We start from the raw sequence: 16,469 nt of genomic DNA on the forward strand, positions 1-16,469 counted from the left end.
CATACTAAACCTGCCTGTTCCGATACTGGGAAATAGTAAGTCCGTTCCTCTTGTATATACACCCGGACTAAACCAAACTGACTTTTAATAATGGAAATCGGGATTATAGCGGTAGCCCTTGCCCTCTTTCACAATCATGCGCTTGTTCACAAGAAACTTGTTAAGCGACACAAGAACATTGCGTCCACGCTCGTAACCGATACTCGCATAACCCTGTTTCAATGCCGCTATGACATTGGAATAGCCTTGTACCACCTGCTTGCCGAAACCGTTCTCCAACGCTTCCCGGTGTTGCTGTTCAGTCAGTTCCGTAAGCGAAAAGTTCCTGTCCTGCTTAGGTTGTTGGAATACATAATCATCCACGATTTCGGGTAAAGCGTTGTCATTGATACGGAATGCGAACGGGTCAAATTCCCGGTCACGTATGTGCATCGCCTTTACCTCGCTTATGTTGCCGTCCTGCTGGCTTTTCGTGATTTGCAGGACGGTTTCAGCCTTGTTGTTCAGTTCCGTACCGATATGCCCCCTTGTGTTGTCATCCCCCTTATTCAAATGCAGAACAGTGTGGATATGCAGGTTATATCCGCTTGACCAGCGCATCAAGAGGTTGATTAGGTCGGTTGATTCGCTGGGGCTGTTGATGTCATACATCAAGTCACGGATTCCGTCAATGATGAGCAACCCCACATCGGGCATATTTTCAAGCATATAGCCGATAATCTGTTTCCGCTTGTCGGGGGTCTGCTCCCTTAGCACGATGAAAACAAAATCGTCCCTGTCCTTGTCGGTAGGCAGTCCGGCAAGTCGCAAAATACGCTCCATGACCTTATGGCAATGGTATTTGCTCTGCTCGGTATCTACATAGAGGATTTTCCGCTTGTTCGGTGGCAGATATGCCGAATACTTCAGTACCTCGTCATTCTTCAACGCCGCCGCAACGATGGCGGAAATGTTGAATGTCTTTTTGCTCTTGGCTTTTCCTGTGGATGCGCTGAAATTACCCAGCGTGCCAATGGTAGAGCCGTTCACCCAGAGTATTTCGGGCGGCACTTCGTAAGTGTCCGTCACCTTTAGATGGATGGTTTTCCAAAGGGCTGCAAAATCCTCTTTCTGCATGGTGACATCCTGCCCGGCTTCTGTCGCTTTTCTATTTTCCATAGCCGCTATTTCTTTAAGGGACGGTTAAGGATATATTTCTGCGCTTCCTGCTCTATCTGCGCCTGCGTCTTCACCGGGTTCTGACGCAACCACGCTTCTAATTCCGCTTTCTCAAAATAAAGCATTTTGCCCTGCGGCTTGTAATGGGGTATCAAGTTACCCGAAGTCAGCTTGTACAGGTAACTTTTTGAAAGGTTCAAGAACTTGCTCGCTTCATCAAAACTAAGCACATTCTTTGAAAGGAACACTAAATTTTCGAGTTCTGCAACTCGCTTCTCAATACTTGTTTCCATATAACAAAAGTATTTGCGTTAGACAATATGGAGTGCATGCCCTCCAGTTTCTTGTAATCGATTACGGGGGCAAAAGTATTGAGGAATAGCTTGATAGTGGATTAAGCTATGTTTGAGGTATTAACCTATTCTTAAAGTTTTTTCAGTTGTTTGATATAATTGCTGATGGTTACATAATCTTTTTCATGTTCCACCCCTTTTACATAATTGGCGGCTGTGGCTAAATCACCTTGATTCAGATATTTATCTTTCTTTATATTCTTCGTAACAAACAACTTATTCTTTGCTATAACAGATTGCCAGTTAGGTGTTATCAAACCACGATTGCTTAATTCCGAAAAAAGAAAAGCTACCTGCCTGTTGTTATTAGACCTAAATATAACTTTTGGCTTACAGGAAAGTATTGCTTTCAAATCTTCAAAAGTCATAGGAGCATTGAAAATTTCCACTTCATTGATACAATCCACCAACAATGCTATTTGTCTGTCGTTTAAAATAGACTTAAACGGATTTTCTGTTTCAGCAATATGGGAGATAATTTTAGGCTCTTGGCATTTATCTTGAATTGGTTGCGGCTCTTTCTGTTGTGGCTGCATTTCCGCTTGCACCTTACTTTCTTTCTTTTTTCGCAAGTACGCAGAATATTTTTCCAATACAACAGTTTTAACTATTACGGAAAAATAAGGCAGTTCTTCATCATAAACCGTATTATCTTGCTCATACCGGGAATAATCAAATGAAAGAGGATTAAACGACATGTATTTTCTTTTCTCATCGGATTTCAAGGATTCATAAAAACCGCTTTCCCAAAAGAAATCAGATACAGAATAAAAATATTGAATATCATTCAACACAGAATAACGAATATATAACTGCACCAACTCATCAGCGGTACGAACATATTCTTGCTGTTCCAGTTTATCTGCCTGTTCTTCGTCGAAATATAAGGACTTAGAGGCAATATTATCTATCATAACTTGGCTGGCATGATTGATACAGCGATTGAATATACCTTGTATATGGTCGAATTTTATTTTCAGTTCTTCTTCTGTCATAATAATCTATGTTTCAGTTAGTAGAAACAAAGATATATTTTTCCGGCTAAACAAAGACAAAAAAAGAAAGAAAGTACGGTAACTGTGATATAACCATACTTTCTTTTTAAATCAGTCCGTCAAATTCGGTATCAAACTTATAGCTTCTTCTTTTTTCTTATCGACAATCTTCGCATAAATTTGAGTTGTGGCAATATTTTTATGTCCTAACAATTTGCTAACTGTGTACAAGTCAGCCCCCAATGTAAGCATCATGGTAGCATGGGTATGCCGGGCAACATGAAACGAGATATGCTTAATAATCCCTGCGTCTTTCGCCCATTTTTGAAGTATTTTATTTATAGTTCCCTCATGCGTCAAAGGAAAAATCAAATCATCGCCTTTTGCTTCATTTTGTTGCGGCAACCACTTTAACGCTTCATCGGATATAGGCAGATAAAGCGGTTCTTTTGTTTTCTGCATCTTTATTTCAATTCTTATTCTTTCACCGCTTTTCTGCAAATCGTTCCACTTCAATTTTCTTATATCGCTTACACGCAGCCCACACAAACAACTGAAAAGAAAGGCTTGTTTCATTATCCCATACTTGCACTCTGTCCCGATAAGCCGCTTCAATTCCTCTATTGTCAAATACTCCCTGCGGCTGACTTCCGCTTTTACCTTACTGGCAAAATCAAACTCTTTCGTTGGATTGACCGTAATAATCCCCTCTTTATAGGCTCTATTTATAGCGGTACGCAGCACCCCATAGTAAGCAATAACGGAATTATTACTTAATACACCCCCAGCCTTTAACAAACCAAACTTGCTTGCTTTCTTCGCTTGTTTCAAGAAATCCACAAAGCTATTCAAGAAGTCCTTATCTATATCACGAAAAGCGATATAATCCCCTCTGAACAATTTTAGTTCACGAATGGTATTACCAACGGTCTTTTCATAGTTCAAGCTGCCACGTTCTTTAGATTGGCTTCTCATGTTCATTAAATAATCAATCACATTCGCTTTTGACTTGTTGGTGTTCTGAAAGCCGTGTGCATCATTTTGCAACTCTACTATCCGCTTGCTTTGAATAGCTTTTGCAAGAGCCAACGTAGCTTCGTTCTTTGCCTTATCCTCTCTTGTCTTTTCGGGTATAAGGTATAATTTCAAAAATTCATATTGCCGTTTACCGCCAACATAATTTTCTTTTCTAATAACATCACCTGTATAGTAGTCCAAATAAATAGACTGGTTGCCATTGGCAAGCTGCTTGAATCTAATCCTTACAGGTTCTTTCAATTTAACTTCTTGTTTTTTCTTCGCCATAATTATGTTCTTATTTTGTTACCGATACAAATATAGCGATTTGTTTTGTTACTTCAATGAATACAGGTAACAAAATAGTAACAAAATAAAGGCATTTATTAGACTAAACAAGAAAATAAGGAAAATAAAGGAAATTACATTCAACAAATATAAAATACTAAATATCAATATCTTATGTTCAATATTTTATCTCATTTTTTCTCTTTTTCCACAACTGACAGCTGTTGATGATGTTCTGCCACATTATGTATGTTTCTGAATATCAACTATAAATTTCAGCGGCGCAGGCTGACTTTTTCGATTATCTTTTTGGCATTCTTGATTCCGTTCTGTCTGGCAAATTGCAGTAGGTCATCTTCCGTGATGTCGCTATTTTTCCCTGCAATGCTCATAGAGTGTACGTTTTCGTATGCCGCACCGTCTAAATTGGTGGTGAACATCATGTCGTATGCTGGGGTGATGTGCCATGTGCCGTTTCTTTCCATCAGGAAAGAGAAATTCTTGATGTGGTCATCCACGTTGCCGCCCATGACATTGAATACCATCCGGCGGTACAGTTCGGACTGTTCGCTGGCCGGGATGCTCAGCTTTCGGCAGACTTCAAACAACTCCTCATAGCTTGTTGCGTCCGGATTCATGGCAGCAAGGGTCTGTGTATGTATCTTTTCTCCGTTTATCCTGTCGTAACGTTCCGTTAGGAAGTGATGTTTTCCCTCAATTAGAATGAGTCGGGAAGGCATCATCGTAATCCCGGCTTCTTTTGCAATCTCATAATATGCCATTTCCGTTTGCGTGAACGGGAAGTCATCACCCTCTGCAAACTTCAATATGTAGTAGGTATATCCCTCTGGCAAAGGAACTTGTCCGGAACGTATATCATGTGTCGTTTTATTGATGGCGATGATCGCTTTCGGGTGCTGTCCTCCGGCTGATGTTCCTACTTCATAGATACTTTGCAGTTGCAGAGCTTCATCATCTTGTACGGAAATTTCTTCCCGTTCTTCAAAAATACGGCGTGCCAGTTGGTATAAACTCTCTATCTGGAGGGTAGAAGAGGATTCCAATCCCGGAGTGGCCGGAATGAACTCAAAGGCTCCCATTCCCCGTTTCCCGATGAAAGACAGTTTATCTACTGGCGTGAGTTTACGCTTGGGGATATGGTTTTGTGACACCCATTGGTCGAATACCATGTTACCCCATCGGTCAGGCAATGAATCTGCCAAAAACGGTGGGAGACCTTGATAAATCTTTTCTTTGTTTCCGAGTATGGGCATACCCTTTGCTGCCGATCCTTTGACAGAAGCGGTTAGTGGGGCGATTTCCAGCCCTTTCTTGATGAAGTCCGGATGATAGTTGAAGACGGCTCTTTGACTCCTTTCGTCCCAATAGAGCTTTCCGACTTCTTCCCCCCCCATAACATCACACTCACAATATTATTTTCCATGTCTTATCCTTTTCGGCTTTTTATTCATGATTTTTTCCATTGTATAGGCTGAAACAGGTATTTGCGGCAGCAGGTCGTCCATCTGTTCCAGACAGTCCACTACTCGCAGCAGGGCAAGAAAGTTGCCCATATTGATGTTGTAGGCCTTTCCGTTCTCAAACTGGCGCAAGGTGACAAGGCAGACACCGGCTTTCTCGGCAACTTCTTTCTGGGTGAGCCTATAGGTTAGCCTGTATTCCTTAAATCGTCTGCCTAATTCCGCTATGATTTCCGGATTGGCCATGGTTTGGGTGATATGGTCCGTTGTCATATTACAAAGGTAAATATATTAACTGTTATATCAAAATAATATGGATAACAATTAATATATTTACTATTATATTGGATTGTGTGAGTGTCGTTTGTGTGCTAATTTCTCAATTCCATGCTCCGCGTATTCTCTTCTATGAAAGAAGAATCATAAACCGATCCTGTTTTTAGCCCAAACGCGCCTCCCGCTGTCTTTATTTGCTTGAAAAGAAAGGAATTGACTGACGGCGGATTTTTGTGAAAAGGGGAAACTAGAGAGAAAAGAGGATCAAAGAATTAGTAATAGCTTGTATAGTAATATATTATGGAAAAATATTTTTCGAATTTGGAAGCTGGCTGTACTTTGCCCCGAAATAATCGATTTTCCGATGGTTGAGATGTCAAAGTGTTAGAATGACAATTCGTTAAAAGGGGGAGGGAGAGCATGTATTTCCACACGTAAGCCTTTTTGTTATTTCTTGTTTTCTTGTTTCTTGTTTTTTCTGCTATATTTCCTCTATAAATAAACAAACGTGAGTCTATTTTTATTAGACGCGTTTATAAAATCCCAATATTTCAGTAAGTTTGCGGGATAGAATAAAAAAACGAATATGACGAGTAACCCCTTACATTATCTCATAATGCGCTCTTTTGGGGCGAAGGCGAGCAAACCCGGCGAAAAGTTTGTTAAATTGCGTATTCCGTTTATTCGTATAAATACAGAATTCTTTCATAATCTAATCCTTTTTAGGAACGGATTGGGGCGATGTACTGGAACATCATACCTCTGCAGGGGTACTATGCCTTGCCGTTTCATGAGTGTTACCTTTTAAATTATTAATAATAAAAACAAACAGACAAATGAAAAACAAATCGAAAGAAAATCCGACCTGTACAGGTCGTAGCGTCAAGCAGACGCTACGGTTTCTCTTATGTATAGCCCTCTTGCTGGCCGTGCCGAAGGCCGGGGCGCAAGATGTATGGGATGGCAAGCCGGATAAGTCGTGGTATACGGATGATTCTCAGGAAGATGATGGAGTCTACCATATCAAGACTGCCGCCGAATTGGCGGGGATGGCAGAGCTGGTGAATGGAGGGTATGACTTCTGCGATAAGACCGTGATGCTGGATGCGGATATTGTCTTGAATGAGACGGATGGCTGGGAGAACTGGGGATATAAAGCACCGGATGGTTTGAAAGAGTGGACGCCGATAGGTACTTATGACTCTCCTTTTTCCGGCATTTTCGATGGCCAGGGGCATACGGTGAAAGGGGTTTATATTATGAGAAAGAACTATGCTGGCCTATTCGGTTATCTTGATGGAGGAACGATCCAGAACGTCGGTGTTGTGGAGAGCAATATTAGCGGGTCTCGCATTGGCGGTATCGTAGGCCATAATAGGGGTGATATCAATTCTTGTTATTACACAGGAGAAGTTGTGGGGCCTATTAGTGGCGGTATCATAGGTATGAGAGAAGAAGGTGATATCTCGAATTGTTACTATTCAGATAATATCGGCCAAGGGGTTGTAGTGAATCTGATGGTAATCCCCTGAGAGTAGCGAAAAAGGAAAAATCCGCATTCCACAACGGTGAGGTAGCTGCCTTGCTAAATGAATATGATGGAATAGATCCTCCTGTTTGGGGTCAAGACCTCAGCGGCATGAATGGCGCTACCTATCCCACGATAGGTGGGCCGGAGGTAATAGAGGTAGTTTCGGGTATCTACTCGAATGAGTGGAAGCCTAATGACGAAGGTATCTATGAAATCTACACGGTCGGACATCTGTATCAGTTCGCTAAGAAGGTGAATGATGATGGCATGAGCTTTCAGAACATGGAGGTACGACTAAAGAACAATATCGGGCTGAATAATACGGAAAATTGGGAGAGCTGGAATATGAATAATGCGCCCAAGAATAAGTGGACACCGATAGGTAATCCTAGCTCTCCTTTTAAAGGTACTTTCGATGGCCAGGGGCATATCGTGAAAGGGGTTAAGGTTGATAGCGAGGACTATGCTGGCCTTTTCGGTATACTTTATGATGCTGGCACGATCCGGAACGTCGGTGTTGTGGAGAGCGATATCAGCGGGGCGAATGCTGGCGGTATCGTAGGTGGGAGTTCTGGTACGATCCAATCCTGTTATTACACGGGAACGGTTGAGAGAAGTTTGGTTGCTGGTGGTATTGTGGGCAATTATAAAAACGGCACAGTCACTAACTGTTACTATTTGGATGGTTGCGTAAAAGGGAATGAAAATAAAGTCCTCGGAACGACACCTAAGCCCGCCGCTGCCTTCCACAACGGCGAGGTAGCTTACTTGCTGAATGCGTGGCAAGGGCAAGATAGGATGGATTGGGGGCAAAAACTCAGCGACACGGATGCCTACCCCACGAAACAGGACGGCAATAATGCGGTATATGGCATCACTTTTAACTATACGAACAAGGATGGTGATGAGACAGAAACGCTTATCTGCGGTAACGCAGGGCAGCTGATACAGGAACCTGATGATATACCAATGAATGATAACTTCGTTTGGGTTCCGAAACTGCCCGATAATTTCCCGAGCAAGAATATGGAGACATATGGTTATATATTACCTGATGAAACGGATATAGACTGGTATAATCCAGATGCCAATCCGAAAGAATTCACTATTACCACCGCCGCCCAGTTGCGTGGGGTATCTTGGTTGACTAACAACGTGAGTAATCTTGATTTCAAAGACTGGACATTGAGGTTGGGGGCAAATATCGAGCTGAATAACACGGAGAAATGGCAGCAGTGGAACGAGACTACAGAAGGACTGAATATGTGGGAGCCGATAGGGAGTTACCCGAATCGTTTTAATGGTACATTCGATGGTAAGGGATATACTGTGGGAGGTATTTATGTGAGGGATGGTAATGGCGCTGTCGGCCTTTTCGGTTATCTTGGTTCTGATGGCACGATCTGGAACGTCGGTGTTGTAAAGAGTTATATTCACGGGGATGAAGAAGCCCATAATGGTGGTATTGCAGGGAGCAATGACGGCAAAATTTACTCTTGTTATAATACAGGAGATGTTATGGATAGAGGGAATACCACTATTGGCGGTATCGTAGGCGAGTTATTCGAGGAAGGTTCGAACACGAACTGTTTCTATTTGAAGAAGGACGATCTCAAAGGAGTAGGTGCCGGTCTTTCTGATGGAACGACCGACAAAACCGAAGCCCAGTTCCACAGCGGCGAGGTAGCGTGGGAACTCAAGCAGAAGCCTGCGCCGGAGGGGGCTTTTCCTTGGGGACAGAAGTTGGGTGCTGATGGTAACTTGTTCCCCGTGTTGGGTGGCGAGGCAGTGTACAAAGTCACCTTCGAGTACCCCTCTGCCGCAAATCAACCCGCAACCAAGTCCATCTTTAAATATGGGAATACCAATCAACTGGTGAACTTGACCGAGAGTGAGTTGAACCAGATTCAGATTCCTGGTTATCAGTTGGTGTGGAGTGAGGAATTACCATATAACGTCAAAATTAGCGACGTGACCATCACAGCCGATTACAAACAGCTGTATACCATTACGATACCAACTATGACGGGCGGGTCAGTAACGGCAAATATGGACAAAGCCCCCGCTGGCGAAGAGATCACCCTAACGATCTTCCCTGCTGAAGGTTACGAGTATGTGGAAGGGACATTGACCGTAACCAACGCCACTCCGACTGAGGTAACGGACAACCAATACACCTTCAAGATGCCCGCTGAGGACGTAACGGTAACGGCCACCTTTAAACAGATCGAATATGTTATCACGATCCCAACTATGCCGGGCGGTTCAGTAACGGCAAACATGGACAAGGCCCCCGCTGGCGAAGAGATCACCCTAACGATCTTCCCAGCTGAGGGCTACGAGTATGTGGAAGGAACATTGACTGTAACCAACGCTACTCCGACAGAGGTAGTGAACAACGGATGCACCTTCGTAATGCCTGCCTCAGACGTAACGGTAACGGCCACCTTCCAGCAGAAGGAAACCCCGAATCCTGATCCTGAGCCCGAACCGGAGCCTTCCTACGTCACCCTTCACTTCGAGCCGAACGACAGCGTCTGCCTCGAGGCCGAGAGCGACTACATCGAGGCGGGCGGCACTTTCGTCTTCACCGCCACCGTAGCCGAGGGCTACGACCCCGCCACGCTACTGGTAGAGTACCGCAAGAGCCCTTACTTATCCTGGAGCCCGCTCAAACCCGCTGCCGACGGCAGCTATCGTCTATCCTGGGTCTATAGCGATGCTTACGTCCGTGCCTCAGTCCGTCCGATGGCCCCAACCGGCATCGACGTGATCACCGGTACGCAAGTCTATACCGAATCCGGCACGGTGGTTGTCCGCACCGCTGCCCGGGCACGAGTGACGATCGTCAGTCTCTTCGGCACGACGCTCTACACCCGCGAGCAAGAGGGCACGGAGCGCTACACCGATCTGACGAGCGGCGTCTACATCGTTCGTGTTGGTGACCATACATATAAGGTGAGGGTGCGCTAGTCGCGAGATATACCATCGCTTTTGTTCTTGCCGATACTGCCGTGTCCTCACGATGGTATCGGCATTTTTTTATACGCTCCACCTCTGGGGTGATTTGCCGGAATGTTTTCCTGGCTTCTGTTTTTTCTTTTATTTGCCATTCCTAAAATCAGATGGATGAAAGGTGATAAAATATAAGCAGGCATTGGAACAGAACGACAAGCGATTACAAAGCACTAAATAAATATTTTTAGCAGTTAAATATCTTCTGCACCCACAATCGGATATTTCATTTTCCTATAATGGGGCAGGAGAGGCCGGTTGGTTTAAGCTTTGTATAGTCTATCCCTGCTATAGGGTGGCTTCAATCGCTTTTGTGATGTCAATATACTTGTGCTTCGCCTCTATGGGGTCGGTCAGGTAAGGGAATGACCAAATTCCTTTTTCTTGAATGAATCCTTGTTCTTTCAGTATAGTTGTATCCAGCGACTTTTTGGCCGGTTCCCTATCCAAATGGGCTATTATCCTGTATCCGTTCCAATCGATTCTCATATCCAGTGTAAGATTGTACTTGATGCTTTGGGTGTAGAAATAAGTAACATTCCCATCACGATCGGGCCAAACATTTAGTCCAGTCCAATTATCTGAGTTAATTGTATTCTTTCTAAACACTTCGCATTTATGGAAGATAATGTAGTTTCCGCTTCCTGTTTTTTTCTCCATCAGCTCTATAACTTCTTGGGGAAGTATTCTGATATTTTGCTTTTGAGCAAAATTCAGATACGAAATATCATTAATCAAAGGAAAATAAGGGGATGTTGGGTCCTTGTACTTCTCAATAATCGTATCTAGGTTTCCTTCATCGAGCAACTTGACGATGTGCTCTCCTTGCCGCTCGAAAAGTTGGCTCCATTCTTCGTCTGTACACAAGGTACGGTTGGAATTGGTTCTGGCTGCCGGGTAGCCAGGCGTTTTACTTGCAAGAAGAGCCTGACGTACTCTGTTTTGGTTGTCACAGTCAATCCACCATTCTTTTATCTTTCCATATAGGTATCGTAACCTGTCAAGAGAATCTTCGCTCCAGCTGACAAGTGTGGCTATTCGCCCCTTATAGATTGGAAAACTTTCGGCTTTGGCAAACAGTTCTTCTATTTCCATACGTAATTCTGGGGTGGGGGAGTTGCGCTGTATGAATATCATTTTTTGCCGTTCTTCTTCCACATTGAAGTCCTGATTTCCCAACAGCGATAGGACATCCCTACACTCTGTTTCCCTTATGAGCCGGTAAGCCCTGAACGCCGGAACTCTTAAAGACTCTTTCTGAGATGAACGGTTGGTATCTCTGTATCTGCTCATATTACTGAACAGATGATATATTCGCTGGATCTCCTGTTCGGTAGCATCGGGATATTTCCTGCAATACTCCATGGATGGGAGTAAGGCATACAGATCTTTTTGAGTATAGTGTTTTCTTGATTCCGGATATCGTATATTAGGAGTGGTAAGCCTTTTGTAGTTGAGTTCATAGAGCCGTTTATAGGAATAGAACCATTCCCAAATTCTTTCCATTGGTATGGTCAACGGGAAATCATCGTTTTCTGTTTCCATATGTTTATGCCACCCTTCTTCAGTATCGTTCTCAAGGATGCGGACGCAATGGAAGAAGGCAAGCATGCCTTCGGTGGATGTGTCAGAGTCGTTTCTGTGACGCTTCTGCCAGAACCAGGTTTCCATCGTTTCCCAATCTTCAGCGGTGGTATGAATGATTGCTTGACCGTTCTCTGTCTGTTCTTCTCTTGTATAGCTCTCATTCTCCTTGATGATCAGCGGTTTTAGATTCTGGTTCGCTGTCAGCGGCTCGCCGGTAGTGTTTATGACCACAAATGTCTCTTCTCCGTTTAGTCTGTTGTTCATGTCGTAGAACAAGAACTTCAAACGCTCAATCAAGAAATCTCCAAAACTGTAGATGTCCGGTTTTTCATTGTCATCATTGGAAGCTAACTTTGCCTCGATGGTCTCAATGGCGCATTTAATGCTTATAATGGTGGGGTCGTTGTTGTATGAGTTCAGGAACCAGGGCTGTTTGTCCAGGTCTGATAAAGACAGGTTGCTGTTTAGGAAATAATATATCGTCAGGTCGCTTAGGAAATAGAGCGAGCTTTCCCGGATGCCGTATAGCAAATGGGGCTCTTTGTCATCTTCCTCCAACTCAAAATTGGAAATAAGGATATCTTTGTACCGGTCATCACCGGCTTTTCTGTTCAAAACACCGAGGATCAAGAACAGGGTGGTGAGTCTTTGCTGTCCATCACATAACTGGAGATGGTTGGGTGTCAGTTCCTTGTCATAATAACCGTATATGAGTCCCATGGTAATGTCCCTGGACCGGTCTAATTTCAACAAACTGTCCATAAATGAACTTACCAGTGTTTCGGTTGAATTGGAAGGAATATGATCACCCCAACAATAGTCGCGCTGCAAATCCGGGACTATAATCTTATCATTTTCGCCACAGAATATTTCCTTTAATGAATGCGGCTTTCCACTCTCTAATTGTGCCATACTACTATCTTAGTTTTTTAATTCCGGATATTCTTTTTTGAACTCTTCTATTTCTTTTTTCTTTCTCATAGGAATCTGCTCTTTGTTCCATGATGAATCACCATCTTTCCATTTGGTGTCGGAGAATACCATTGTCGTATGGATAAGATGCCTGCTTTTGAATGCGTCATCGTCTTGATCCGTGAAGAAATACTTATTCTTTGTATCAAAATCTGCGTCATTGAACTTGGAGTTGTCCCGCCTGTATAACAATAGAAGGTTCCCGATGCAATGTTCTGATCCGGAGTATTCCTGTCCTTCTGACTTCCATTTCATCTCTTCGCGCCATAATTTGATCTCTTTTTCTTTTTGTGTGTCAAGTCTGTTGTCTCCCCAGTCAAGAGCGATTCCTTCTTCACTCCTATGTCCTATTTTGGATTTTGGATAGACGTGTTCCAGCGAACGGTCACGCTCTATCTCAAAATTGAATTTCCGGCCGTTGTGAAGATTGTCCTGACGGATGTTCTGACGAATAAGCCACCTGTATGCCGTTTCATAAAAATTCCGGAACAACAGATCATCACTCAGCTCATTCAGAAACCGGTCTCTGGCTTCTGTGTACTTGGATATATCATTTGAAACGATGTCCTCATGGTTCACGCCAATGATAGACCAGTCATAGTAGCGTTTCAACTCAGACCGGGTGTGACTGTGGTTCTCCCGGCTGTTTAGATTGAAATACCAGCGTAAGAATGCAAATCGTTCTTCCGAACTGTTTCGAATATACATAATGACACCTATATAATTGTAGGATATCGAGTCGTTATAGGTATCTTCTATGCTTTTCTGCAGCAAGCGCATTTTCTTGAACACGGCTTTAGCCTGTTTCATGGATTGCTCGGTGAGAATCTTTTCCCGGAACTCCCGGAAACCGACTTTGTTGTTCCCGCGTATAAGGGGTAGGAGCCATCCCAACTGTCTGCCTCCGGTCCGGAAGAATGTCTTCACACGATCGTCGTTCCACCAATACAGCCAACTGTCCCATTCACGGGCAAGCCGGCTGCGTAATGCCGAATGCTCTGCCTCATTGATGTACTCATGCTTTAAGGATGCACAGCGGAGCAACTCTGCCTTGATAAGCTCTTCATTCGTCATCTTGGCCTTGTTGCCGTTCATCATGGTGAATACAATCTTGGCCTGTTCTTCGGGTATGACAACATAGAGGAACTTGACATTCTTCAGTATATAATCTAAGAAGGACTTCTTGCCTGTATCTTTCAGCTCGCGCCCAAAGATTCTTAATGTCCTCTTAAAGAAGAATATATCTTGATAGGGTTCGTCATCATCTCTGGCAATATCGTCCAGTGACAGATTCTTCAGGTAGTCATTGGACTGACGCCGGATTTCATACCTGATTTGCAAGTATCCGTCGTATCCCAGATACTTGAGAAGCAGATAGAAGAACGTGGTCCGCTGTTGACCGTCCACGAGTACGATCTCTTTTGTATATTCAACTTCATGGACGGTAATACCTTGGAGAAATATTTCTTTGTTTTCCTGATAGGATTGGGCCAGGGTACTTATAAGGTATGTGACAGAGTCCTCCTTTTCGTTTTTCTTCCGTTGACCCCACACATAGCCTCTCTGATAATCCGGTATAACGAACTGCCCTTTATTGTCTAGGCGGTTAAGATAGTCCTGCAGCGAGATCGTGGTCTTGCTTGAACTATCCTCTGAGTGGGTATTTGGTTCTGTACTTGCCATATTATTGCTTGGTCTCAAACCTTTGGCTTGAAATATGGTGCAAGTTATGAAAATATCGGGCTTAATCCAATCTTATGGCTGGATTTATAGAGGGTTATGGTATTTTTTAGTGCCCTTCCCGTGTTTTACACGTTTGCTATACCTTATATATATAGGAATTGTATGTTTTTCTATGTTAATCAGTTATTTTTTCGTTGACAATTTTTTCTATTAACTGAAATGTTGTATTTTTGCGTCATAATCAAAACATTAACTTATGAATATGAAGTATTACTTGGCATCCGCTTTCTTCGCTTTCTCCCTTTCGGCCTTTGCTCAAAGCGGTGTCTCAGTGAAGACTGTTTCAAAGGCTGGAATATTGCATAACCAATTTCAAGGAGAATTGCTTGAGCGGATAAAGTTCCTCAAATTAAAGGGTGCGTTGAACAAGCAGGACATTAAGTTCATCAATAATGAGCTTCATGTTGCCGAACTTGATTTGTCAGAGGCTGTGTTTGACAACTCAATCGCCAAGGAAGGGCATTTCCCGAGTTATTTGTTTGAAAAGCTTCAAGGCTGCCTGGAACGAATAGTGCTTCCAGGTAATATCTCATATATTGATGACAATGCGTTTACAGACATGTTCAAACTGGAACGAATCGTCATGCGTAATAAAATATATACGGTAGGGAAGTCAGCCTTCAAGGGTTGTGGCCGTCTGGTTATAAACGGAGACGAATTTAACGAAGCTTCGTTGCTTGATGACTATGCTTTCTATGAATGTGCATCTATCCCATCTATCCAGTTAAGTGCTGCACTGAATAAATTGGGATTGAAAGTGTTCTGGGGATGTAAGTCCTTACAGAGAATAGAGATTGATCCCAAAAATGAGGAACTGTTGTTTATCCCTGAAGGGGCTTTCTTCAATTGTGAATCATTGCAGAAGATAGATATCCCGACATTGGTGAAGTCTATCGACAAGTCCGCATTTGTCGGTTGCCGGTCTTTGAATACCATCAATATGCGGACCATTATACCGCCCATGCTGGCAGATAAGGCGTTTGACGATTTCATTCATCCGCTGTCTGTTGTAGTACATGAGCGCTCACTCAAACTTTACACCCGTTCTTCTAACTGGAAGAAATTCCGTGGTTACTTGATGACAGACGCTTCCCAGAAATTGTATGAGAGAGGGAAGGAGGAAGAACGTATCCGACCTACTGTAACGCAAAAGGTGGAAGAAGAAAATCCCGGAACTGAGGCAAAACCGGATTCAACACTGCTCCTTGCACAGGACAACTTTAAAGAGGCGAAAACGGATACTGTTAAGTCCCCGACTGTGAAAGAAACACCTGTAGCAGAGCCAAAGTCAGAAAAGAAGAAAGAAGGAAAGAAAAAGGATAAAGAACCGGTGAAGGAAGCTCCTGCTCAAAAGGCAAAACCGGCGGTGGTCACCAATGAAGGTAGCCGGACTCCGGTATTGTCTGTACCTGAAAAGAAAGAAGAAAAAAAGGAAGTGACAGAGGATGCTTTTGCCAAGTTGGTTCGTGAGAATACCCGCATCGTAGAAACAAAACCGACCACCTATTATGGTTCTCCGATTATAAACTCTGCAGTCTCCGAGTTGAGTCTGTATATGAAGGACGGCATGATCCATATCGAAGCTCCTGTAAAGATAAAGCAGTTGACTATCATAGACCGTACAGGACGTACTATCTATGCGAACAGACTGTCCGAGACTCTTTACAGCACGATCGTGGAACAGTCTTCTATCAAACTGCTTCGTGCGGTTTACGAGAATGGTATTGAAACTAAACGTTATTGATAAATCAAATGGGTAATATTATGAAAGGAATTTTAGCGTGGGGCTTTTTTATAGAACTTCGCATTTGAAAACTCCTAAATCTTCAGTTTATGGGATGAAAAATGCGGGATAGCGCAGCTATCCTTGGTTTTCAATATACTTCTTGATAGTTTCCTGACTGACATTTTGGACTGATGACACAAAGTAACCATCTGCCCAAAATGTGTTTTCCCTGTAAAATATATGTCTAAGGTAATTTTCATGCTTCTTCCAAGTGGCGGTTGTTGACATTTGCTTGAGTCTTCTTACAATTTGCAGCGGAGATAGTTT

General features: G+C 43.2%; 11 protein-coding genes and 1 pseudogene. 3 read left to right on the plus strand and 9 right to left on the minus strand.

Annotated features, from left to right (window positions below; translation table 11 throughout):
* Nucleotides 1-84: 84 nt before the first annotated feature.
* From KTG12_RS17215 to KTG12_RS17240, 6 genes and pseudogenes are all read right to left on the minus strand, one after another.
* Nucleotides 85-1,158: an AAA family ATPase gene (locus KTG12_RS17215; protein ID WP_004315364.1), complete on the minus strand. Its 1,074-nt coding sequence runs from the start codon at nt 1,156-1,158 to the stop codon at nt 85-87.
* Between the two features lie 5 nt (nt 1,159-1,163).
* A complete protein-coding gene (locus KTG12_RS17220) occupies nt 1,164-1,451 on the minus strand; it encodes a helix-turn-helix domain-containing protein (protein WP_005802192.1) in 288 nt (95 codons plus the stop codon).
* Nucleotides 1,452-1,582: 131 nt separating this feature from the next.
* The gene (locus KTG12_RS17225) at nt 1,583-2,506 is read right to left on the minus strand and encodes a hypothetical protein (protein WP_004315366.1); all 924 of its coding nucleotides are present in this window, start codon (nt 2,504-2,506) and stop codon (nt 1,583-1,585) included.
* Nucleotides 2,507-2,617: 111 nt separating this feature from the next.
* Complete coding sequence (locus KTG12_RS17230; RefSeq protein ID WP_049129820.1) at nt 2,618-3,811, minus strand: site-specific integrase; 1,194 nt, start codon at nt 3,809-3,811, stop codon at nt 2,618-2,620.
* A 284-nt stretch (nt 3,812-4,095) separates the two neighbouring features.
* Nucleotides 4,096-5,255 (minus strand): annotated as a pseudogene (locus KTG12_RS17235) (type II toxin-antitoxin system HipA family toxin); the annotation flags it as partial.
* Nucleotides 5,245-5,565, minus strand: a complete 321-nt coding sequence (locus KTG12_RS17240; protein ID WP_075965659.1) for a helix-turn-helix transcriptional regulator — start codon at nt 5,563-5,565, stop codon at nt 5,245-5,247. The gene KTG12_RS17240 and the pseudogene KTG12_RS17235, both read right to left, overlap by 11 nt.
* A gap of 839 nt (nt 5,566-6,404) precedes the next feature.
* Here KTG12_RS17240 and KTG12_RS17245 point away from each other — a divergent pair.
* Nucleotides 6,405-7,100, plus strand: coding sequence for a hypothetical protein (locus KTG12_RS17245; RefSeq protein ID WP_075965658.1), 696 nt, complete (start codon nt 6,405-6,407; stop codon nt 7,098-7,100).
* Between the two features lie 107 nt (nt 7,101-7,207).
* Nucleotides 7,208-10,072 carry a hypothetical protein gene (locus KTG12_RS17250; protein WP_216945488.1) on the plus strand — a complete coding sequence of 955 codons (2,865 nt, stop codon included), beginning with the start codon at nt 7,208-7,210 and terminating at the stop codon, nt 10,070-10,072.
* A gap of 330 nt (nt 10,073-10,402) precedes the next feature.
* Here the strand turns inward: KTG12_RS17250 and KTG12_RS17255 are convergent, their stop codons facing one another.
* The gene (locus KTG12_RS17255) at nt 10,403-12,613 is read right to left on the minus strand and encodes a DUF262 domain-containing protein (protein ID WP_122334238.1); all 2,211 of its coding nucleotides are present in this window, start codon (nt 12,611-12,613) and stop codon (nt 10,403-10,405) included.
* A gap of 9 nt (nt 12,614-12,622) precedes the next feature.
* Nucleotides 12,623-14,356 (minus strand): DUF262 domain-containing protein, encoded by a 1,734-nt coding sequence (locus KTG12_RS17260; RefSeq protein ID WP_122334239.1) that lies wholly within the window; start codon nt 14,354-14,356, stop codon nt 12,623-12,625.
* Between the two features lie 256 nt (nt 14,357-14,612).
* Here KTG12_RS17260 and KTG12_RS17265 point away from each other — a divergent pair, with 256 nt between their 5' ends.
* Nucleotides 14,613-16,160, plus strand: coding sequence for a leucine-rich repeat domain-containing protein (locus tag KTG12_RS17265; RefSeq protein WP_216945489.1), 1,548 nt, complete (start codon nt 14,613-14,615; stop codon nt 16,158-16,160).
* 117 nt (nt 16,161-16,277) lie between these two features.
* Here KTG12_RS17265 and KTG12_RS17270 read toward each other — a convergent pair.
* On the minus strand, nt 16,278-16,469 hold a 192-nt coding region (locus KTG12_RS17270), incomplete at its 5' end, for a transposase (RefSeq protein ID WP_216945490.1).

The sequence above is a fragment of the Parabacteroides sp. MSK.9.14 genome (assembly GCF_019041495.1).
In the GTDB taxonomy this organism is placed as follows: Bacteria; Bacteroidota; Bacteroidia; order Bacteroidales; family Tannerellaceae; genus Parabacteroides; species Parabacteroides merdae.

Coding starts and splice junctions, on each gene's coding strand:
- KTG12_RS17255 (WP_122334238.1), bottom strand. CDS start 12,613: ATGGCACAATTAGAGAGTGGAAAGCCGCATTCATTAAAGGAAATATTC.
- KTG12_RS17225 (WP_004315366.1), bottom strand. CDS start 2,506: ATGACAGAAGAAGAACTGAAAATAAAATTCGACCATATACAAGGTATA.
- KTG12_RS17250 (WP_216945488.1), top strand. CDS start 7,208: ATGAATGGCGCTACCTATCCCACGATAGGTGGGCCGGAGGTAATAGAG.
- KTG12_RS17220 (WP_005802192.1), bottom strand. CDS start 1,451: ATGGAAACAAGTATTGAGAAGCGAGTTGCAGAACTCGAAAATTTAGTG.
- KTG12_RS17240 (WP_075965659.1), bottom strand. CDS start 5,565: ATGACAACGGACCATATCACCCAAACCATGGCCAATCCGGAAATCATA.
- KTG12_RS17260 (WP_122334239.1), bottom strand. CDS start 14,356: ATGGCAAGTACAGAACCAAATACCCACTCAGAGGATAGTTCAAGCAAG.
- KTG12_RS17245 (WP_075965658.1), top strand. CDS start 6,405: ATGAAAAACAAATCGAAAGAAAATCCGACCTGTACAGGTCGTAGCGTC.
- KTG12_RS17265 (WP_216945489.1), top strand. CDS start 14,613: ATGAATATGAAGTATTACTTGGCATCCGCTTTCTTCGCTTTCTCCCTT.
- KTG12_RS17215 (WP_004315364.1), bottom strand. CDS start 1,158: ATGGAAAATAGAAAAGCGACAGAAGCCGGGCAGGATGTCACCATGCAG.
- KTG12_RS17230 (WP_049129820.1), bottom strand. CDS start 3,811: ATGGCGAAGAAAAAACAAGAAGTTAAATTGAAAGAACCTGTAAGGATT.